17 protein-coding genes and 1 tRNA gene are annotated in these 21,729 nt (G+C 55.6%); 15 read left to right on the top strand and 3 right to left on the bottom strand.

The genetic code is table 11. The features are described from left to right. The first annotated feature begins 32 nt into the window (after positions 1-32). From rpmI to KHP07_RS20030, 8 genes are all read left to right on the top strand, one after another. Positions 33-227: a 50S ribosomal protein L35 gene (gene rpmI, locus KHP07_RS20065; protein WP_002553160.1), complete on the top strand. Its 195-nt coding sequence runs from the start codon at positions 33-35 to the stop codon at positions 225-227. Positions 228-257: 30 nt separating this feature from the next. Next, entirely contained in the window at positions 258-614 is a 357-nt protein-coding gene (rplT, locus tag KHP07_RS20060; RefSeq protein WP_002553161.1) for a 50S ribosomal protein L20, read from the top strand. Positions 615-722: 108 nt separating this feature from the next. Further along, entirely contained in the window at positions 723-1,739 is a 1,017-nt protein-coding gene (gene pheS / locus KHP07_RS20055) for a phenylalanine--tRNA ligase subunit alpha (protein ID WP_003192486.1), read from the top strand. Positions 1,740-1,765: 26 nt separating this feature from the next. Then, positions 1,766-4,144, top strand: coding sequence for a phenylalanine--tRNA ligase subunit beta (gene pheT, locus KHP07_RS20050; protein ID WP_214497872.1), 2,379 nt, complete (start codon positions 1,766-1,768; stop codon positions 4,142-4,144). Positions 4,145-4,147: 3 nt separating this feature from the next. After that, positions 4,148-4,450, top strand: a complete 303-nt coding sequence (gene ihfA / locus KHP07_RS20045; RefSeq protein WP_002553164.1) for an integration host factor subunit alpha — start codon at positions 4,148-4,150, stop codon at positions 4,448-4,450. Then, positions 4,431-4,787 carry a MerR family transcriptional regulator gene (locus KHP07_RS20040; protein WP_003174972.1) on the top strand — a complete coding sequence of 119 codons (357 nt, stop codon included), beginning with the start codon at positions 4,431-4,433 and terminating at the stop codon, positions 4,785-4,787. Before ihfA ends, KHP07_RS20040 begins: the two co-directional genes overlap by 20 nt. Before the next feature lie 90 nt (positions 4,788-4,877). Continuing rightward, positions 4,878-4,954: transfer RNA gene (locus KHP07_RS20035), tRNA-Pro, on the top strand. Positions 4,955-5,788: 834 nt separating this feature from the next. Next, positions 5,789-6,040 (top strand): hypothetical protein, encoded by a 252-nt coding sequence (locus KHP07_RS20030; RefSeq protein WP_214497871.1) that lies wholly within the window; start codon positions 5,789-5,791, stop codon positions 6,038-6,040. Positions 6,041-6,134: 94 nt separating this feature from the next. On the opposite strand, the gene KHP07_RS20025 is transcribed toward KHP07_RS20030, so the two are convergent. Further along, a complete protein-coding gene (locus KHP07_RS20025; RefSeq protein ID WP_214497870.1) occupies positions 6,135-9,152 on the bottom strand; it encodes an RNA-directed DNA polymerase in 3,018 nt (1,005 codons plus the stop codon). Between the two features lie 176 nt (positions 9,153-9,328). After that, entirely contained in the window at positions 9,329-10,645 is a 1,317-nt protein-coding gene (locus KHP07_RS20020; RefSeq protein WP_214497869.1) for a hypothetical protein, read from the bottom strand. Between the two features lie 241 nt (positions 10,646-10,886). Here KHP07_RS20020 and KHP07_RS20015 point away from each other — a divergent pair, with 241 nt between their 5' ends. The 3 genes from KHP07_RS20015 to qatC are packed head-to-tail and all read left to right on the top strand — an operon-like array spanning position 10,887 to position 14,753. Next, positions 10,887-12,689 carry a KAP family P-loop NTPase fold protein gene (locus KHP07_RS20015; protein WP_214497868.1) on the top strand — a complete coding sequence of 601 codons (1,803 nt, stop codon included), beginning with the start codon at positions 10,887-10,889 and terminating at the stop codon, positions 12,687-12,689. Between the two features lies 1 nt (position 12,690). After that, entirely contained in the window at positions 12,691-13,446 is a 756-nt protein-coding gene (locus KHP07_RS20010) for a Qat anti-phage system associated protein QatB (protein WP_250883629.1), read from the top strand. Then, the gene (gene qatC, locus KHP07_RS20005) at positions 13,425-14,753 is read left to right on the top strand and encodes a Qat anti-phage system QueC-like protein QatC (protein ID WP_352152416.1); all 1,329 of its coding nucleotides are present in this window, start codon (positions 13,425-13,427) and stop codon (positions 14,751-14,753) included. Before KHP07_RS20010 ends, qatC begins: the two co-directional genes overlap by 22 nt. A 349-nt stretch (positions 14,754-15,102) precedes the next feature. Here qatC and KHP07_RS20000 read toward each other — a convergent pair whose 3' ends face one another. Further along, a complete protein-coding gene (locus KHP07_RS20000) occupies positions 15,103-15,954 on the bottom strand; it encodes a WaaZ-like lipopolysaccharide core biosynthesis protein (protein ID WP_250883630.1) in 852 nt (283 codons plus the stop codon). 218 nt (positions 15,955-16,172) lie between these two features. Between KHP07_RS20000 and KHP07_RS19995 the strand changes: the two genes are divergently transcribed. The 4 genes from KHP07_RS19995 to KHP07_RS19980 all read left to right on the top strand — a co-directional run bounded on the left by KHP07_RS19995 (position 16,173) and on the right by KHP07_RS19980 (position 21,729). Next, positions 16,173-18,578: a TonB-dependent receptor gene (locus KHP07_RS19995; RefSeq protein ID WP_214497867.1), complete on the top strand. Its 2,406-nt coding sequence runs from the start codon at positions 16,173-16,175 to the stop codon at positions 18,576-18,578. A 279-nt stretch (positions 18,579-18,857) separates the two neighbouring features. Continuing rightward, the gene (locus KHP07_RS19990; protein WP_371857076.1) at positions 18,858-19,772 is read left to right on the top strand and encodes a Fe(3+) dicitrate ABC transporter substrate-binding protein; all 915 of its coding nucleotides are present in this window, start codon (positions 18,858-18,860) and stop codon (positions 19,770-19,772) included. A gap of 2 nt (positions 19,773-19,774) precedes the next feature. Then, positions 19,775-20,764 carry an iron-dicitrate ABC transporter permease FecC gene (gene fecC, locus KHP07_RS19985; protein WP_214497866.1) on the top strand — a complete coding sequence of 330 codons (990 nt, stop codon included), beginning with the start codon at positions 19,775-19,777 and terminating at the stop codon, positions 20,762-20,764. Further along, positions 20,761-21,729, top strand: a complete 969-nt coding sequence (locus KHP07_RS19980; RefSeq protein ID WP_078049384.1) for an iron chelate uptake ABC transporter family permease subunit — start codon at positions 20,761-20,763, stop codon at positions 21,727-21,729. Before fecC ends, KHP07_RS19980 begins: the two co-directional genes overlap by 4 nt.

Below are 21,729 nucleotides of genomic sequence, written 5' to 3'. Positions count from 1 at the left end.
ATGTTTATCAACTGAATGCGGAGTATCCGAACATGCCAAAGATGAAGACTAAAAGTGGTGCTGCTAAGCGGTTTCTGAAAACTGCTAACGGTATCAAGCACAAGCACGCTTTCAAGAGCCACATCCTGACCAAAATGTCGACCAAGCGTAAGCGTCAACTGCGCGGTAGCAGCTTGCTGCATCCGTCTGACGTGGCAAAAGTCGAGCGCATGCTGCGCCTTCGTTAATTTTTGGATCAAGAATAGAGGAAGTAACTCATGGCTCGTGTAAAGCGTGGCGTCATTGCCCGTAAACGTCACAAAAAAATTCTGAAACTTGCTAAAGGCTACTACGGCGCGCGTTCACGCGTATTCCGTGTTGCCAAGCAAGCGGTAATCAAGGCAGGCCAATACGCCTACCGTGACCGTCGTCAGAAAAAACGTCAGTTCCGCGCTCTGTGGATCGCTCGTATCAACGCTGGTGCACGTGTTAACGGTCTGTCCTACAGCCGTTTCATCGCTGGCCTGAAAAAAGCGTCCATCGAGATCGACCGTAAGGTTCTGGCTGATCTGGCAGTGAACGAAAAAGCGGCGTTTGCTGCGATTGTCGAGAAAGCTAAAGCCACCTTGGCTTAAGTACCCCCGACAGTCACCCTGGGTTACGCTGTAGCCCAAGGTGTTAAACGTCATAAATAGGGGAAGAGCCTTCAAGCTCTTCCCCTATTTTGTATCTGGAGTCTGTACATGGAAAACCTGGACGCGCTCGTCGCTCAAGCCCTTGAGGCTGTGCAAAGCGCTGAAGATGTAAATGCCCTGGAGCAAATCCGGGTTCACTACCTTGGCAAAAAAGGTGAATTGACTCAGGTGATGAAGACCCTGGGGAATTTGCCGGCTGAAGAGCGTCCGCAAGTCGGTGCGCTGATCAACGTCGCCAAGGAGCGTGTTACAGAGGTGCTCAATGCGCGCAAGGCGTCGCTCGAGGAGGCCGATCTTGCGGCCAAACTCGCCGCTGAGTCCATTGACGTCACCTTGCCTGGCCGTGGCCAGGCCTCGGGCGGTCTGCATCCGATCACCCGGACTCTGGAACGTATCGAGCAGTTCTTCACCCACATCGGCTACGGCATCGCCGAAGGCCCTGAGGTCGAAGACGACTACCACAACTTCGAGGCGCTCAACATCCCAGGCCATCACCCGGCCCGGTCGATGCACGACACCTTCTATTTCAACGCGAACATGCTGCTGCGCACCCATACCTCGCCGGTACAGGTCCGCACCATGGAAGCGAACAAGCCGCCGATCCGCATCGTCTGCCCAGGCCGTGTGTACCGTAGCGACTCCGATATTACCCACTCGCCGATGTTCCACCAGGTCGAAGGCCTGCTGGTTGATCGCGACATCAACTTCGCCGACCTCAAGGGCACCATCGAAGAATTCTTGCGGGTGTTCTTCGAGAAGGAACTGGCGGTGCGTTTCCGTCCATCGTTCTTCCCGTTCACCGAGCCATCCGCTGAAGTCGACATGGAGTGCGTGATGTGCAGCGGTAAAGGCTGCCGCGTCTGCAAACAGACCGGCTGGCTGGAAGTGATGGGCTGCGGCATGGTTCACCCTAACGTGCTGCGCATGTCCGGCATCGATCCGGAAGAGTTCTCGGGCTTTGCCTTCGGCATGGGCGTTGAGCGTCTGGCCATGCTGCGTTACGGCGTGAACGACTTGCGTCTGTTCTTCGACAACGACTTGCGGTTCCTCGCGCAATTTCGCTAGTCGTAACGAATCTTTAGGAGAGCAGGATGAAATTCAGTGAACAATGGCTGCGTGGCTGGGTAAGCCCGCAGGTAGATCGCGACGCGCTGGTTGCGCGTCTGTCGATGGCCGGTCTTGAGGTCGATAGCGTTACCCCGGCCGCCGGTGTATTCAGTGGCGTGGTGGTGGGCGAGGTGATGAGCACCGAGCAGCACCCCGATGCCGACAAGTTGCGTGTTTGCCAGGTCAGCAATGGCACGGAAACCTTCCAGGTCGTGTGCGGAGCGCCCAATGTGCGCCCGGGCCTGAAGATCCCGTTCGCCATGATCGGTGCCGAGCTGCCGGGCGACTTCAAAATCAAGAAGGCCAAGCTGCGTGGCGTTGAGTCCAACGGCATGCTGTGCTCCCAGGCGGAGCTGCAGGTCGGCGAGGGCAACGATGGCCTGATGGAGCTGCCGGCCGACGCGCCAGTGGGCCAGGACATCCGCGTTTACCTTGAACTGGAAGACGCCAGCATCGAGGTCGACCTGACCCCAAACCGCGGCGACTGCCTGTCCCTGGCTGGCCTGGCGCGTGAAGTGGGCGCGCTGTACAACGCCCCAGTCACCCGTCCAGTGGTTGCCGCCGTGCCGGCTGTGCACGACGAAGTACGCCCGATTGACGTGCTGGCGCCAAACGCCTGCCCGCGTTACCTGGGCCGTGTGATCCGCAACGTCGACCTGTCCAAGCCAACCCCTCTGTGGATGGTTGAACGCCTGCGCCGCGCCGACGTACGCAGCATCGACGCTGCCGTCGACATCACCAACTACGTGATGCTGGAACTGGGTCAGCCGCTGCACGCGTTCGACCTTGCCGAAATCAACGGCGGCATCCGCGTACGCATGGCCGAAGAAGGCGAGAAACTGGTGTTGCTTGATGGTCAGGAAGTCAGCCTGCGTGCCGACACCCTGGTCATCGCCGACCACTCCCGCGCCCTGGCGATTGCCGGCGTAATGGGTGGCGAGCACAGCGGTGTGTCCAAGACCACCCGTGACCTGTTCCTTGAAAGTGCATTCTTCGACCAGATCGCCATCGCCGGCAAAGCCCGTTCCTATGGCCTGCACACCGACGCATCGCACCGCTATGAGCGCGGCGTGGACTGGAAGCTGGCGCGTGAAGCCATGGAGCGCGCCACTGGCCTGCTGCTGGAAATCACCGGTGGCGAAGCGGGTCCGATCACCGAAACCGTCAACGAGCAGTACCTGCCGTCTGTTGCGCCGATCACCCTGCGTGCCAAAAGTGTCGAGCAGATGCTCGGCCTGGTGATCGAGCCGGCTGAAATCGAACAACTGTTGTCCGCCCTCGGCCTGGGTATTTCCGCTGGCGGGGAAGGGCAGTGGACCGTTGAAGTGCCAAGCCACCGCTTCGATATCAGCCTGGAAGTTGACCTGATCGAAGAACTGGCTCGTCTCTACGGTTACAACCGTCTGCCGGTTCGTTACCCGCAAGCGCGTCTGGCGCCGCAACCCAAGGCTGAGGCGCGTGCGCACTTGCCTGAACTGCGTCGCCTGCTGGTTGCCCGTGGCTACCAGGAAGCGGTGACATACAGCTTCATCGATCCCAAGCAGTTCGAGCTGTTCAACCCAGGCGTCGAACCGCTGCTGTTGGCCAACCCGATCTCCAACGACATGGCGGCCATGCGTTCGTCACTGTGGCCTGGCCTGGTGAAAGCGCTTTCCCACAACCTGAACCGCCAACAAGACCGCGTGCGCATGTTCGAGAGCGGCCTGCGTTTCGTCGGCCAACTCGACGGCCTGAAGCAAGAGCCAATGCTGGCTGGTGTGGTGTGCGGCAGCCGCCTGCCGGAAGGCTGGGCGCAGGGCCGCGATGCCGTGGACTTCTTCGACGTCAAGGCTGACGTGGAAGCTGTGCTGGGCTTTGCCGGTGCGCTGGGCGCCTTCACCTTCGTCGCTGGCAGCCACCCGGCGTTGCACCCGGGCCAGACGGCACGCATCGAGCGCGAGGGCCGTTTGGTGGGCTTCGTCGGTGCCATTCACCCTGAATTGTCGAAAACCCTCGGTCTCGACCGTGCGGTGTTCGTGTTCGAACTGGTCCTGGCTGAAGTCGCTTCGGGCAAAATGCCTAAATTCAGTGAGTTGTCACGCTTCCCTGAAGTGCGTCGTGACCTGGCGTTAATTGCCGACCGCGAAGTGGCCGCCACTGCTGTTCTGGATGTAATCCGTGAAAATGCAGGGGAATGGCTGACAGACCTCAGGCTATTTGACGTCTATCAGGGTAAAGGTATTGATCCGCATAGAAAAAGCCTTGCAGTTGGCTTGACCTGGCAGCATCCATCGCGCACTCTTAATGACGATGAGGTGAATACCACGACACAAAATATCCTCACCTCGCTCGAACAAAGGTTGAACGCCACGTTAAGGAAGTGACGTATGGGGGCTTTGACGAAAGCTGAGATGGCGGAACGTCTGTACGAAGAGTTGGGTCTGAACAAGCGCGAGGCCAAGGAATTGGTCGAGCTGTTTTTTGAAGAGATCAGACACGCTCTGGAAGACAACGAACAGGTCAAATTGTCCGGTTTCGGCAATTTTGACCTGCGGGACAAACGCCAGCGGCCTGGCCGCAATCCAAAAACGGGAGAAGAAATCCCGATCACGGCTCGCCGTGTGGTCACCTTTCGTCCAGGGCAGAAGTTGAAGGCCCGAGTTGAGGCTTATGCTGGAACCAAGTCATAACGACGAGCTACCCGTCATCCCAGGCAAACGCTACTTCACCATTGGTGAAGTCAGCGAGCTCTGTGCGGTAAAACCGCACGTGCTGCGCTATTGGGAGCAGGAGTTTCCTCAACTCAACCCCGTCAAACGCACTGGGAACCGCCGGTATTATCAGCGCCAGGATGTGCTGATGATCCGACAGATCCGCGCGTTGCTGTACGACCAGGGGTTCACCATCAGCGGCGCGCGTCAGCGCATGTCCGGTGATGAAGCCAAAGACGACACCACCCAATACAAGCAACTGATCCGCCAGATGATCTCCGAACTCGAAGATGTGCTGGTGGTGTTGAAAAAGTAATTCCGGCTTTTAAAATACTTCCACATTTCAAAAGCTTGCGGTATATTCCGGATCGCTTCGTCAAGAAGCGAACCCAGTAACACGCCTAGTCGGGGCGTAGCGCAGTCCGGTAGCGCACTAGCATGGGGTGCTAGGGGTCGAGTGTTCGAATCACTCCGTCCCGACCATATAATTCAAGGGGTTGCGAGATTTTATCTCGCAACCCCTTTTGTTTTTTAAGTGTTTTTACCCCCACAAAACTACTGGCTCTCAGCGGAAATCGAAAGGACTGTGAGGGCGATTTCGCTGTTTGGGGAGTTAGAGGCATACGGATAGCCCGTCGCTGTGAAACGCTGTGGCAGTAGGATTCGGTTGTCAATTGGACCCTACGGTCCGCCATTAAGTCAGGGAGCAATCGATCCGAAGCAACAGTTCAACTAGGAGTTGTCCAGGCTGCACGTATTTAAGTGGTGAAAGTAGTCGAGAATTGGCTAGCTTCGATGCCCTCACGTGCATAGTCTCTGTCTCAGTGACTACTACCCCGGATTTCCTTGGATCAGGGAGCTTGAGGATCGTGGCGCCTGGCTTGCATCGAGTGCTCCGGTGTTGAATGCCCCGACGGATTACATCCGTTTTTTATTGGCATAGGGAGCCGGCAAGAACGATCCAACGAATGCGTCTCGAGGCCGGGCCTCGGCAATATTTGCCTGCAAGATGCCTTCAACGCTGTTGTCGTCGCTGTCAGCGATTCAGAACTAGCAATTGCAATTGCAGCAGCGCCGCAGATCCTTGGCTGTGGACTGACCTATGCCTCCGAAAATCCTAAGGTTCCTGCTGCCAAAACTGCATGCTTGATAACCGTATTCGCGATGTGCTGTTGAAGGAAGGAGTGTTACGGTTCGTCCGGCTGGCGTGTGGCCGATGTTATGGGCAGCTGCGAAGGTATAGAGGCCTATGGCGTTGGAGTGGTCTATGATCCGTGCACGATGTAACTCCGGGAAGGGCGGCAGGAAAGTTACTCAGTGCCTCGCGAGCTGGATGCGACGGCTGTGGGCTCCAAGGCCAATGAAGCGTACAAGTCAATTCATACCTCTGCGGTTGAAAAGCAGGCGTCTGGTCAATCGATAGAAGATGAGCATTTTTTTGCAGATATTGTTCGATGGTTGGCGTCGCAGAGCTATCTGCTTTTCGATAAAGAGGATGGCTATAAATTTTCGGGGGCTGTGGTGACGGAAAAGGGATTGAAGCTTTGCGAAACCTTGTCTAACAGCTGAGCCTAGCAGACATAAAAGGCCGTTTCGTTAGCGGCCTTTTACGTTTGGAACTCCTGCGAGTAGCAGACCATTCATAACTGATAATTTATGATGATCACTTCGGTAAGACTTTACGAGTCTTAGAAATTTTAAAACCGTCTGGAACTGGTTTAAATGGACCCGCAGGTGAGCGGTGGCTGCTCTGAAATCGCCGTAATGCCTGAATGTCGATTTCTCCAATGACACAATAATCTGTGATCCCACCTTTGACCTTAAGAACGTCTCGTTTCCAGCTATCCTTGTAAGGAGCGCGGATACGACTATCACCGTATTGCCGGTCGTTGCACTGGATAACATAAGCGTGAATGTCTAACGCGGCAGATTCTACTAACGCATTAAATGTATCTGTGTCCTGATTCCACTCAGGAACAAACAGCGCATCTACCTTTCCTCTAAGCGCACTTCGATAGCCGATATTTGTAAGTTCGCTGCATACCAATAAAGCGAAGCGGAACTCCCCATGTTGAATAATTGGTGGTTTTTTCCAAGGTTTTTCTGGCTTTAATTCCACGCCCGCTATGCGACGCAGTTCCTGTTCTTCATGCAACGCGGGTCGTTGCTTGTCCTGTCGGTAAATCATCGTTGAGGGGAACCCCAGCCCGTCGTGAGAAAGAGCTACCCAAACCTGATTGTGAACCTTCGCATGTTTGGCATGAAGGTATTCGACCCCAGAAATCAAAGAGATACCACGACCGTGTAACTTTCGCGCGATGCGAATGAACCATAGGGCTGGCAACGCCAATTCAGGCAGGATTAGGTAACGACTCTTCTCAGGGTTTGAAATCACGCCGTCTAGCAAGTGATTCAGCCTAGCGTACCTTTTTTGAATGTCAGGGTCAGGCTGCTGCGCCACCGATGCTGTCCAACTTTCCAGTCGAGTCTGCCAGCTGGATACGGCAATACGGTAATCCGATGGGGGCGTACCATCGGGAATTTGTAGAACTCCTCGTCGATCCATAAACGGCATTTTGTCGTTTAGCGTGAAACCTCTCAGAGCTAGAACAACTGCGCGTATTTCCTCCTCATGATCCTTGGAGTAGACATTTTTGCTGAGTACGAAAAGCTCGGGGAGGTTGAAAGGTCGTGTGGCGAAAAGAAGGCCCCGGGGTAAGCCTTCGAGATTGCTCCATTCTGCGAGGAGTGTTGCTCCACGTAATACGCTGTGGGGAAGCATTTGAGCCGATTCATCGTGAATTGCACCTGATCGACGATCAGGGATACCCCGCTGCGCGACCATTTCTTCTGGCAAGCCAATAAAGCGGAATGGCATGTGGGCCAAATCAAAAGAAAAGAGTCTAGCTTGGGCTCGCTGGAAGGCTTTGGCAGACCAAGGCCATTTTACTCCAAGATCGCTTGGTCGATAGTCGGCCATATGTTCTTTCCATTCCCGCTTGCCATTCTTGGAGAGAAAAGGCGGAAATGCGGACATAATGCTTTCAAGTACGGTTTTGAGTAAGTGTCCTTCCCACAACGCAAGAACATTCTCGTCATCGACCGGTCCATCGTCAGGCCACGCCTTCACGCTCACTGAGCAGTTTCGCCTAACCTTCGTACACAATTGGTCAAGCGCTCTGATGATTTTTCGTAGCTCCCGAAAATCCTCACATGCGGTTGCCAGCTGTATCACGCGAGGTAGATAAATCGATAACTCAAAAAATTGTGGCAGCACCAGGACGTGCTGGGTAAATGCGCGAAAGAATGCATGCCGGTGCGCTTTCCAAGTTTCAGGAGGTAAGTCACGTTCATACGCTTCAAAATCACGTAACTTAATAGCAAAACCCGCGCGACGCATTGTTAATGCATCCGTCTTTCGCAAGTTGTCAGCCGTCTCACCGTCGCTTTGTGTTGCTGCCAAAAGATCGGTCCCAACGTGTTCAGCCCAACGAGGTAAGCGTGGCATTGCACGCCATTCGCTTGCGCGTTCGTGAATTTGATGAGCAATAGCGTCTATGAACGTTTTTCCCGTATCGCCATTCAATATAAAGATTTTATTCTTTGCATTGGCAAAACATATCTGACTTTTGTTTTTTCCCGATTTGAAATAGCTAGGCTGAAAAATTATTCTTTTACTCTCTCCCTTACCATCCCAGGCAAGTTTTTCGTCAGAGCGTTCGAATAGCCAATCCCAAAGTTCATCCGTTGACCGAAAGTGGGCGCCATTTTCCATGACGAGCAAAATATCATCAACATATCGTCCATAGTACAGTGGAATGACTTGCTGTTCGATCACGCGGTCCAGCTCTATCAAAGCCATGTTGGCGACTACAGCAGACGCTGGTAATCCAACCGGCAGACCTTTCTTCAGCGGAGTTGTCGCTGCCCATGCTTCTAGAGCTTTGATGAATAAATGATTTAGTTTCTTCTCGGTTTCTGTCAGCTCAAGTGAGAGCACATCACGGAGAAAGGACGACTCCAGCATGAAGCTAGGTTTAAGTTCGTGGTAAAAAGAACTGACATCAGCCGTGAGTGCGACGACTTTTTTTCCATCATCCAAGGCGGCACGCATTGAGGAAATGCCATTGTCACGCCAGTTTCGAAAAGGTGTCAAATAAGGAACAAATGAGCCTAGTGATAGAGGGTTTATATTTTTGCCATCTTGTGTGCGGCGCAATCGATTTCCGTAGGCACATTTGGAAAGTTTCGCATCATACTGATGTCCTACTTTAAGCAACCATAAAGCAGATAATACATGAAAATCTATGCTGCATTGAGCCATCAAGCGGAATTCCGCATTAGGCTTTGAATATTCCTCAGTTTCCGAAAGCAACTCGCAAGTGCGGTCCCAATCTTCTTCAGGAGAAGAAAAAATTAGGCCAGTACCATTTTTTTCGCGAAATTCCTTGCGGTCTGCCCAAGTAACAGACTTAGTGGCAAAGGTCCACCCACCGATAAACGCTTTCTGCTCAACCCACTTTAGGTTGCTTCCATTGAGCAGAATCAAAAGCGCACTGAGATTTTCGGAAAGGTGTTCCTCGTAGGCTGCTATTGCCAATAAGTCGGGGCTGGACGAATAGAATAAATCCACCTTAGCCTTTCGATAAGCTAATCCTAAATCCTCAAGAACGAAACTCATCTGTCACCTGCTAGGGAAACGTACGGTGGAACTTCGATTTTTTTTATATTCATTTTATCTTCCTTGAATGTACCGATCAGGGGCAGGGGTGGGTGGGCCACTATACCATTGAGCCGCTGCTATCCGGCTACACGTTGCAGCATCGCAGCGCTCGATCGGGTAGGTAACCCCGTGCTTCAAGAAGTCTTGTGCTGGTTTTTGAGAAACCGGTAACTCCAGATTAAAAATCTAGCCACCCATCCCAACAAGCTACCGGTTTTTTTCAACACCTTATAAACCAGTTCTCGAATTCTTTGTTGCTCTTCGGGAGCCCTTCGATCAATATCGATTACACGAGTAGTGGAGTTTGCTATTTTTCCGCCTACAATGATTGAGAACACTATGAAAAATAGCCAGCGATAATGTTTGGAGCGTTGATTTTGAGATACTGTGGTAATCGTTTTTTCTTGTTCAGACCTGAGTCTGACCAAGGTTGGTACTATGCATTCAGATGCTAAAGCTACAGTTCTCCCAATAATATATTTGTCGACGAGGTTTTCAGGCGGATCGGGAAAGGCGGTGCAATAAGAAGCCGGTACGGTTTGACAGATACCGGATGCTGGGGAGAGTTGGTAAGAGCCAGCGCCAAGTTTCGTAGTTGGGCATCTTTGGTTGTTGTAATCATTTATCTCCTGTCTGATTTTAATTATTTCTTTATCCGTTATTTGAGACCAGCTTGGAGCGTAAAGAGTGCGACTAACGTGAGGGCCGAATTCTTTATAGATCTTATGGTGATCACTAGCGTATTCGTTAAGCTGTTGCTGTACACGTGAAGCCCAGCGGCAGGATACAGATTCTGAGGATCCGTTCTGCTGGCAGTAATTATCGTACTCGCGTACTTGCGCTAGTAAATACAAGCTCGCATTTCTCGTCGCGGCGCTAGCGTCTGTCAGCTCCTGAGCGTCCTCGGAGGCACCACTATCAGCAACGAAAAATACTCCTGTCAAAATAGCCGTAAGAAACCAAATATGATCGTAATAGTGGCGGAAACGGTCATTCAATTTGAATGCGTCGTATATAATTATAGTTGCGGACCATCCGATTAGTACGCCATATAAGATTATAGATGCAAATCCAAATGCGCTTCCCAAACTACCTGTGCCACCCACAAAATATTTGGATGGGGTTAGGCTAAAAGGTGGAAGAAAACCAAGTGTGTTTAGCAGTCCTGGCAATAATAATAGAAGCCCTATTATCATTATGCCTTTTGCTCTGCCGAGAATGTATCCAGCCAAAAGTACCAATGGTAAAGAGCAAAGTGCTAGAAACATAATGGCGACTAATACGGGTACAACTGCTTCACCTGGAGCGAAGCCGCCCACTAGCCCACCATCCGCCGCCTGTTCGATGAACCCGGCAGAGGAAATGCCTAGCCCATCCAACGTTTGATGCAGGTTATACGCCGCACCGTGGAAGAACCTCACATAAGGAGATAGAAACTCAAATAACGTCATCAGCTTCGCTCGGAATGTCTATGAAATATATCGCGTACCGACCTAGTCAGCCCTTGAGCTGTGGTGTTACACCGAATGCAGAGCATTGCATCAGAAAATGCAGTGCCAAAATAGTGGCACGGGTGCTATTTTTCGATAATGATACGGATCGTTTAATACTGATCCAGTTCGGCCTGCGGCTTTGGATATGGGTCGTTTAAAGCCGTCAGGTGCGCAAATAATGTGAAGCAGGGAGGCTCAAATGTGGGCTGACGTCGATACAAAACAAGATTTTCTGAATTACTCAGAGGTCGCTGATCTGGTCGTCGACGTAATTCGCGACCCGAACATGAGGCCTGTGACGGTCGGTGTCTTTGGTTCTTGGGGCACCGGAAAATCAACTCTGCTGAATTTGATTGAGGAAGGCCTCAACCCCGGCGAGGCACCAAGTAAATACGTTGTGGTGCGTTTTGATGCATGGCTTTATCAGGGATTTGACGATTCCCGAGCAGCCTTGATGGAAATCATCGCATCGACATTGATTGAAGCTGCGGAAGGAAAACCAGCGGTTATCCCCAAAGCCAAGAAACTGATGGGCCGTGTAAATAAAATGCGTGCACTTGGTCTTCTGGTCGAAGGTGGCGCAATGGCCATGGGGATATCAGCTTTTGGATTTGGCATGAAAGGTGTGCAGGCCTTAGGCGATCTATTCTCGGGCGAGGCGGATGAAGAAACGCTATCGACGCTAAAGGAAGCTGGTGGCAAGGCTAAAGGGCACCTTACTGGTTTGTTGGATGAGGAAAAGCAGCGGACTCCACCGAAGGAAATCGCCGCCTTTAGGTCAGAATTTGCCGACGTTCTCACTGCGTTGGATAAAACGCTGGTCGTATTTGTAGACAACCTCGATCGGTGCCTTCCAAAGCAGACCATCCAAACCCTCGAAGCCCTTCGCTTGTTTTTGTTCATGGGGCAAACGGCATTCGTCGTCGCTGCCGATGAAGACATGGTCAGACATTCGGTGAGCGAGCATTTCAAAGACCCAGATGACCGACACGTAACTGACTATTTGGACAAGCTCATCCAGGTGCCAGTACGTGTTCCTAGGCTCGGAGTACAAGAAGTGAGAGCCTATTTGTTCATGTTGTTCGCGTCCGCCGGCGCAGTGATTCCAACGGATAAAATCGAAAAGCTACGAGCCGGGCTTGAGGAGAATCTGCGTAAAGCCTGGAAGGAAGAGCCTATCGTCACCGAGGTCGCATTAGGTCTTCTTGGTACAGGTGTTCCAGATCAGATCGCCCAAGGTTTTGCGATTGCTGATCGCATGGCCTCTATGCTCGCGAACTCAACGCTGATCCTTGGTAATCCACGAATCGTTAAGCGGATGTTGAACGTAGTTCGTATGCGCTCTCGTGTTGCCAAGCAAAGAGACATGCCGGTGGATGAGGCTTTGATTGCCAAACTCGCTCTGTTTGAACGGTGCATGGAAGACAAGTCGGTTGCTCACATGTACTCGGTGATCAACGCAGCCGCGGGGGGGAAACCGGAAATACTGGCGACACTCGAAAACCTGCTGGAGGATCCAGATAAATTCAAACTAGCTTGCCCTGAACCGTGGAACGTAAAAGCTGAATTTATCAGAGAGTGGCTGACGCTTGAGCCTTCACTCTCAAACACTGATCTCCGTCCGATTGTCTATTTGAGTCGTGAGACCACGCCATTACGCGTACTGAGAGCGGGCTTATCGGCCGCTGCGACAGAAGCGCTTGCGGTTCTCAAGAGAGCGTCCAACACATCCTCCCCATCTGCCATCGCTGCCATTCTCACAATTCCAACTGGCGAGCATGTGGCTGTTATGGCACAGCTTATTCAGTCAATGCGGCCCCACGTAGATTGGACTACCAGAGCGCCTGGTTTTGATGGCGCATTTATGTTGGCCGAGCGCTCATCCGATGCAGGCTCTTCGTTATCCGATTTCATCCATACGGTCATGCCAGGAAAAATTAAGCCCTGGCTCAGTACCAGGGTGAAAAGCGTCAGCTGGTTTAAACCTAAAGAGAAGCAATGACATGGGAACGTCGACTTCGAGTAAAGGGCCCGGTGGTAACTCTCCGTTTGTTCCTGAATGGATAGACACAACGGGCCATGGTGCGATTCCAGAAACTCCTCCGCAGCGGTTCAAAGATTTCCGTAAATCCTTGGGTAAATTCGTCTCCAGCGGAGACGGCGACTACCTTCGCTCTGCTGTACGAAGCTATGCCAGTGGCTCTACAGGTGGTAGCAGTGTCGGCCCCATTCGATTTGGCTCGATGGTTGGTGCTGGCGGCGCACTGTTTGGTGCAATGGCAGCGCTGAGTGACGGCCAGTCACCAAGCGGGCTCGATCTAGCGTTCCTTAACGGGAAAGATACGGACGTTGCGATTGACATAATCGTCCAAGCACTCGTTCCAGAAGATGGCGATTCAGATCGGGTTCGCGTAGCGATGAATGAAGCACTATCGGATTGCCTGGAAGGCTATGATGAATTCGACTTCACGAAGATAAATGATGAAATGCTTGTCCAAATGATGCTCGTGTACGTCACGAAATGTGTTTTTGGGCAGATAGTGCTGGACTCCAATGAGGCCTTCGCTAAAGCATCCTCTCCTGGGCAGGTGGAGCAGGCGGAAAGGGATTTGTTTTCTTTGGTGGAAGCGGTAACAGACAAGCACATGCGCCCCCTTTTAACGGGTAACTTGAAGTCCTTCACGAGTGCCCAAATCGAAAAAATCCAGCTCAGTGCGATTAAAGAAGTTTGGGTCGAGTGGGAGAGCTACGAACAGTGACTGACCTAATTTTTCATCACGAATTTGACCAACTCCCACCACGCTCTCCGAATGTCATACCCGTACTGATGTACGGAAGTCGACCACTGGCGAAGGGTACCTGTTCAATCGGTGGGCCTGTTCGTACCGCTGTTCGACGTCTAGGTGCGCCCGTGAGTCGCGTGGGCTTCGATTTGCTCACTATTGCGATGGCAGTTACGGCGGCAGACACGTTTGTCGATAAAGCCGAGGCAGACGATGGGTGGGCACGACAGCTGCGCTTGGTCATTCCATTAGCCGATCCGGATCTTTGGTATGCAGCTGTTCCTTTGCTTCAAAAAGCGCTTCATTTTTTAAGTGGTGACATCTGGACGATCGAGTTGCTGCCTGACGGCCCTAGACAATCAAAATCGCAAAATCGTGGCCACATCACCGTGCTTGCTGGCCATGATTGTGTGAGCTTGTTCTCCGGAGGCATGGACAGTGGCATTGGTGCGCTTGATCTGTTGGGTAAAGGGCGACGGCCAATTCTGATCAGTCATTCCTACAGAGGGGATTCGGAGAAGCAAATCCTTGTGAGCAGCCAGCTTCCCGTAAAAGTCTCGAGATTTGCTGCCGTGGCGAACCCCACCTCATGGCTTGGTACCACGCTCGATGTGCAGATGCGTACACGCAGCTTCAACTTCCTTGCTTATGGCACGTTAGTCGCTGCTACTTTGGCGCAATTGAGAGTGGCCAGTACACCGGTGGAGTTATTCGTTCCAGAGAACGGTCTCATCGCTCTCAATCCACCGATGACGCCAAGACGCATAGGGGCGCTGAGCACCCGAACGACTCATCCTCATTTTCTTGGGTTGTTCCAGCAGATTCTGGACACCGTTGGTTTGCCAGTCGTTGTCAAAAACCCGTATGCGCTAAAGACAAAAGGGGAAATGCTTCTTGGCTGTTCCGATCAAATCTCGCTCAGCGCTCTGGCCACCGATACTGTCTCCTGTGGGAAATGGAAGAGAACGCATCAGCAGTGTGGCAAATGCGTTCCGTGCATTATCAGACGAGCTTCATTTCACGCCGCAGGTATGAAAGATGGCACGAGTTACAATCCAAAGGGCCAAAACTTGCAGGCCGTTTTCAACGATGAAAAAGCACGGGACGACCTTATGGCGATGGTTCTGTCATCCAGGCGTTTACCCAAAACCAGCGTCACTAAATGGGTGTCTAACGCAGGTCCGCTGCCGCTGAATCGTAAAGACCGAGATGACCTACTGGGTGTAGCGGAGCGAGGAATGGGAGAGGTGAGTGCTTACCTGGACAGCCTTGGGCTAATTTGAGCAGCGAAGAGTTGCATTACTACCTCGCAAAGAGATCAGGGCATGATCACCATCATGCCATGGTCTGTGAACCCTGCTGATGTACGATCCCCCTACTTTTACCCCCACAAAAACGCTGGCTCTTGATGGACGTTACTGGACTCTCGTAGAGCAGAACACCGCTGGAGCTCAAGTAAATACTAGCTTAGAAAAATCCAGAGTGAAATTTTGGAATCTTTCAAGAAGTATGAAAAAGGAGATGGGGTGCTAGGGGTCGAGTGTTCGAATCACTCCGTCCCGACCATTATTCCGAAAGGGGACCAATTACCTAGGTAGTTGGTCCCCTTTCTCGTTTCTGGCGTTCACCACCCTAAGTGAGCATGGCCTCAACGTCCGCGAGGGTGACATGCGGGACGACACTGTCCGGGATTTTTGAGGTGTCAGACAAGTTGTAGACCATGAAGTCGTTGCCCATGACCTTTGCGGACATCAGCTCAAACGACGGCAATATGCGTGTGAAGTAATGTTGATCGAGGCCGCAGGGAGAGTTTGTGCTGTCGCGGTTTTCGTAGAACCTGCCGGCGTTCTGGTCCAGATCAACGCCCACCAGGAAGACCTGAGTGAATCCAACGTGATACGCCAGCTGTAGGGCCAGGTAGGCCACGGTTCGGGCGTCGAAGAAGCCCTCGCTCATGTCTTTGCTAAACCCCAGCGGTCTTTCACGACTCGGCAGCAGGGGGTGGTTGACGACCAAGGCGCTGTGTTTGCCCAGCACCGACTCCAGCCAGGAGGGTCTCTTGGCTTTGGTTAACGGGTATAGCCGCCCGGTCGGGCGAGCCTGTGAAGACCGGGCGTGATCCTCCCAGAGCGCGACTCGTTGGCTGACAGCCATGGCGTGTTTGAATAACGCCGGTTGCTGCTCGGAAAAGCTTCTGTCCGTACAGGCGTAGAAATACGGCTTAACGTCAGTGTCCAAGAACATCGAGATAGCGCCGTTCATCGTGATCATTGGCACGTGCGCGAATTTCTCGACGGGGAACGACTGTGCGGACAAGCCTGAGGCGACGATAAATACTGCGCCGGATTCGGTGTTCCGGCAGGACTCAAACGCGTGCAGGTCCAGTTCGCCTTTGTTCGAAACCCGTGGTCCTGAACGGCGTGCCTGTGAAGCCTGCCGGGTATGACCAGCAGGCTCGGTGCCCATCAAGGATATCTGTTTCATCCGACCCAGCCGTGCAGTTAAAAGGAAAGTGCGTACATCACCCGACCTTGTGGGGCGTCGCAGAGTTCCTTCTTAAAGCAATGTTCATGAACCTGCCGGCTGGCTGGGATCCTGAGTCTGCGTACTGAAGCTTTTAAAAAAATGTCGGCGGCAGCTGTCCCCTTTTTTCACTTCGCCTGTCATTCCAGGTAAGTGAACATCATCGAGAGCTTCCTCCAATGCCCGCAGTCCGACCCTTGCGCTTGCGCCCGTTGCTGAAACTGAGCCTGATGCTGAGCCTCAGCGCCAGCCCGTTATTCGCCGCTGTCAGCTACGCCGAAGACACCGGCACCCGCCGCAGCTACCAGGTACCGGCCGGCAGCCTGAGTGCGGCGTTGACGCGTTTTGCCGGGCTGTCGGGGGTCAACCTGTCGGTAGACCCGGCGCTGGTCAGTGGTCGAACCAGCAGCGGGTTGTCTGGCGAATATGCGGTAGAGGAGGGCTTTGCCCGCTTGCTGCAGGGCTCCGGCCTGCAATTGCAGCCAATGGGTGAGCAGGGCTACAGGCTGATACCGGCGCCGGAGGGCAGCAGCCTGGAATTGGCGCCCACCTCGATCCTCGGCACCACCGGCCTGTATGACGGCGACACCTATGCCGGCGGCCAGGTTGCACGCCGCACGGCCCAGGGCATGCTGGGCACGCGGGACTTCATGGAGACCCCGTTCAGCATCACCACCTACACCGCCGATGCGGTGAAGAACCAACAGGCGCGCACCCTGGGCGACTTGATCGCCAGCGACCCTTCGGTGCGGGCCACCAACCCGGCCGGCGGGCGTTACGAGCAGTTCACTATCCGCGGGTTCAGCCTGTTCAACAGTGACGTGGCCTACAACGGCCTGTACGGCGTGCTGCCGACCTACACCATCGACATGGAAATGGCCGACCGCGTCGACATCCTCAAAGGCCCGAGCCAGTTGATCAACGGTATCTCTCCGCGCGGCAGCGTGGGCGGTGGGATCAACGTGGTGCCCAAGCGCGCCACCGACAAGGATATCAACTCGTTTACCGGCAACTGGGCCTCCGACAGCCAGGCGGGCGGCGCGGTCGACATCGGCCGACGCTTTGGCGAGGACAACCAGTTCGGCATTCGTTTCAACGGCGTGAAGCAGTCCGGCGATACCGAGTGGGACCACCAGAGCGTTGATCGCGAAATGGCCGTGCTGGGCCTGGATTTTCGCGGCGAGCGTCTGCGTCTTTCCACCGATATCGGCCACACCGAGCGCGACACCGATGCCCCGCAGGAGCGTGTGCAAGTCGCGGCGGCGGCCCCGGTGCCGAGTGCCAACGACGTGCGTCGCAATTACGCGCAGTCCTGGAGCAAGGCCAGCACCAATGACACGTTCGGGACGTTCAACGGTGAGTACGATCTCAGCGATAACGTGATGCTCTACGGCGGTGTGGGCGCACGTAAAAGCAACCATGATTTCCTGCGTCACGCGGTGTCCGTGACCAACGCGGCGGGTGACTTCAGCGTGCAGCCACGGGATTTTACCCGTGATGAAAACGTGCGCACCTACACGGCCGGTGTGCGCAACTGGTTCCATACCGGGCCGGTGAGCCATGAGGTCAACCTCGCCGCCAGCTACTTCGATATGGACTTCACCAACGGTGGTGCACGCTATGGGGCGGCGCCGAGCAATCTCTACAACCCGGTGCAAACGCCGACGCCGTCCACCGCTACCCGCCAGGACGCCAAGGTCTACACCGAAAACAAGTTCAGCGGCGTGGCCTTGTCCGACACCCTGGGCTTTTTTGACGACCGCCTGCTGCTCACCCTCGGTGCGCGCTGGCAGCGCGTGAAGGTAGATGACTGGAGCGACGGCATCAAAGGCAGCACCGCCTACGATGAAGAAAAGGTCTCGCCGTCGGGTGGCATTCTGTTCAAGGCCACCGACAAGCTGTCGCTGTACGCCAACTACATGGAAGGCCTGAGCCAGGGCAAGATCGCGCCCTCTACCTCAAGAAACGAAGACGAAATCTTCCCGCCGTTCATCAGTCGCCAGGTGGAAGTGGGCGCCAAGTACGACGTCGGCGCATTCGCCGTGACCGCCGCCGTGTTCCGCATCAAGCAGCCGGCCTATGAAACCAACGCCACCACGCGGCTCTTTGGTCCCAACGGCAAGCGTGAAAACACCGGTGCGGAGCTGAGTGTGTTCGGCGAGCCGCTCAAAGGTTTCAGACTGCTGGGCGGGGTGATGTACATTGACAGTGAACTGACCAACACCACCAACGGTACCTTCGATGGCAACCGCGCCCCGGCAACGCCCAAGTACAACGTCAACCTCGGCGCGGAATGGGACGTGCCGGGCCTCGAAGGCCTGACGTTGACCAGCCGTGGCCTGTATTCCAGTTCGCAGTACCTGGACCAGTCCAACGTCAAGGAAATCGACGCCTGGAACCGCCTCGACGTTGGTGCGCGCTATGCGTTCAAGGTGGACGATAAACACATCACCCTGCGCGCGAATGTGGAAAACGTCGCGGATAAACGCTATTGGAGCTCGGCCGGCGCGTCGGATGACAGTGAGCCGGGGCTGACCTTGTCGACGCCGCGCACCTACCTGCTGTCGGCCACTGTCGACTTCTAACACTGGGCTTTCGGTGTGGGCCTGCTTCTGAGTGGGCTTGCCCCGCGCCGGGTGACGAAGCCGCCCGAAAACCTGGCACCGCGTTCCACCTGAGACGATGCGGTGTTCTTGTTGGGGCTGCTGCGCAGCCGAGCGCGGGGCAAGCCTGCATCCACATCGTCGAGCGGGGTATAAATGAGAATGTTTTTTGATCACGCCGCCTCGATATGGAATAGTACCCGCCGTTTTCCCCGGCCTCTCTAGCTGGGGTGTTTTAACGCCGAGGTCCTTTTCATGCGAATGCTGCGCTCTATCCCCACCCTTGCCGCCTGCGTGTTGGCGTTGTCTTCAAGCCTGCTGAGCGCCGCCCCCATCGACCTCAACGACGGCCAGCACGCGGTGCATCTGCCGGATGCGCCCAAGCGTGTGGTGGTGCTGGAGTTTTCCTTCCTCGACAGCCTGGCCGCCGTTGACGTAACGCCGGTCGGCGCTGCCGATGATGGCGATGCCAACCGTGTGCTGCCCCGTGTGCGCCAGGCCATCGGTCAGTGGACGTCCGTGGGCCTGCGCTCGCAGCCGAGCATCGAGGAAATCGCCCGGCTCAAGCCGGACCTGATCGTGGCCGACCTCAACCGCCACCAGGCCTTGTACAGCGACCTGGCGAGTATCGCGCCGACGCTGTTGCTGCCCTCGCGTGGCGAGGATTACCAGGGCAGCCTGAAATCCGCCGAGCTGATCGGCAAAGCCCTTGGCAAGAGCGCGCAGATGCAAGCACGCATCCAGCAGAACCGTGAAAACCTCAAGGCCATTGCGCAACAGATCCCCGCCGGCGCCAGTGTGTTGTTCGGGGTGGCGCGTGAGGACAGCTTCTCCGTGCACGGTCCGGACTCCTATGCCGGCAGCGTGCTTGAAGCCATCGGCCTGAAGGTTCCATCGGTGCGCGCCAACGCCGCGCCCACCGAGTTCGTCAGCCTGGAGCAACTGCTGGCCCTCGACCCTGGCTGGTTGCTGGTCGGGCACTACCGTCGCCCCAGCATTGTCGACAGCTGGAGCAAGCAGCCGCTGTGGCAAGTACTCGGTGCGGTGCGCAATAAGCACGTAGCCGAAGTGGACGGCGACAGCTGGGCGCGCAACCGTGGCGTGCTGGCGTCGGAGCAGATCGCCGAAGACGCGCTGGCGATTCTCAAGGGCGGCAAAGCCGTATTGAGCCAATAACCGTGCAACGCAGTTTCGCTGCCATTGGCATCCTGCTGTTGGGCGCTGGGTTGTTCTGGTGTTCGCTGTACAGCTGGTCGCCGTTCACGCTTACCGCGACGGACGCATGGAATGGCCTGGTGCATCAGGGCAGCGTGGGCGGCAACATGGCGTATATCGTCGCTCAGTTGCGGGTGCCGCGTGCCGTGTGCGCGGCGTTGGTCGGTGCGTGCCTGGGCCTGGCCGGCGCGTTGATGCAGGGCATTACCCGCAACCGGCTGGCTTCACCCTCCTTGTTTGGTGTGACGGCGGGGGCGGCGCTGGGGTTGGCGTTGTTTTCCACTGGGTTGGTCGCGCCACCCTTCGCGGGCGGTGCGTTGTTGATGACCTGCCTGGGTGGCGCGCTGGCCTGGGTCACAGTATTCAGCCTCGGCGGCGCGTGGTCGCCGACCACCGCCCAAGGCCGCCTGGTATTGGCCGGCGTGGCCGTGGCGGCATTGTGCGCGGCCTTGACCCGGCTCACGGTGATCCTGGTCGAGGCCCAGGCGCAAAGCGTGCTCAACTGGCTGGCCGGTTCCCTGGCGAATGTCGGCGCCGCGCAAGTGCAATTGCTGTGGCCATGCACCTTGATCGGCGGCCTGTGGGCCCTTTGGTGTGCACCGCGGCTGAACCTGATCAACCTCGGTGAAGACGCCGCCCGCTCGCTGGGCGCGGGCATCGCCAGCCTGCGCCTGCAGGTGTTTATCGCCAGTTTGCTGCTGGTGGGGGCGAGCGTGTGTGCGGTGGGGCCGATCGGGTTTGTCGGGCTGATCGCACCGAATATCCTTCGCCAGTTCCTCGGCAATGACTACCGCTGGCTGATCCCGCTGAGCGCGGCATTGGGCGCTGTGATCGTACTGGGCGCCGACCTGCTCAGCCGCGCCGTGGCGTTTCCGGTGGAGACCCCGGCCGGCGTGGTCACTGCCCTGATCGGCGCACCGTTCTTCCTCTTTCTTGCCAGGCGCGCCCTATGATCCGCCCACGACTGCGCCTCTGGCTGCTGCTCGGCCTGTTGCTGCTGGCCACCCTGGTCAGCCTCAGCGCCGGTACCTTGTGGCTCACGCCGCATACTGTTTTGGAGCGCCTGCTGGCCCACGACGCCCTCGATTTCGAAGTGTGGAACCACCGCCTGCCACGTAGCCTGATCGCGATCCTGGCCGGTTGCGCCTTCGGCCTTGCCGGCGCGATTGTGCAGGGCGTGATCCGCAACCCGTTGGCCTCGCCGGAGATACTCGGTGTGACCCAGGGCGCCGGGTTGGCACTGACCGTCGCGATCATCGGCTGGCCGCATTTGCCGATTGCCTGGCTGCCGCTGGTGGCCTGCCTGGGCGGTGCCGGTGGTGCGTTGCTGCTGGCGCTGTACAACACCGGGGTGAGTTTTTCCGGGGTGCGCTTTGCGCTGTCCGGCGTGGCGATTGCGGTGACCCTGTCCAGTGTCACCGAATTCCTGATCCTGTCCCACCCGCTGGATATCAACACCGCCTTGCTCGCGCTGACTGGCAGCCTGTGGAGCCGCAACTGGCACCATGTGGCGCTGGTGCTGCCGTTCCTGGTGCTGATTCCCCTGGGCCTGTGCCTGGCCAAGCCGCTGAACCTGATCGCCCTCGGTGATGAAGCCGCCCACAGCCTCGGCACTGCCCTGGGCCGCACGCGCTGGCTGGCAATGGCGTGCGCGGTGGTGTTGACCAGCCTGGGCGTGGGCGTGATCGGGCCGATTGGTTTTATCGGCCTGGTGGCGCCGCACATGGCGCGCCGGTTGGTCGGTGGGCATCACCAATGCTTGCTGCCGGCCGCGATGCTGATTGGCGCGCTGTTGTTGGTGCTGGCCGATACGCTGGGGCGCACGTTGATCGCGCCCAGTGAAATCCCCGCCGGGGTGCTTACCGCAGTGATCGGTGCACCGTATTTTCTTTGGTTGCTGGCACGGTTCAAGGGCTGA

Source organism: Pseudomonas sp. VS40 (genome assembly GCF_018587885.1).
GTDB classification, from domain to species: Bacteria; Pseudomonadota; Gammaproteobacteria; order Pseudomonadales; family Pseudomonadaceae; genus Aquipseudomonas; species Aquipseudomonas pergaminensis.
Note: the sequence above shows the minus strand (reverse complement) of the source record. Positions and strands in the feature narration are given on the sequence as shown.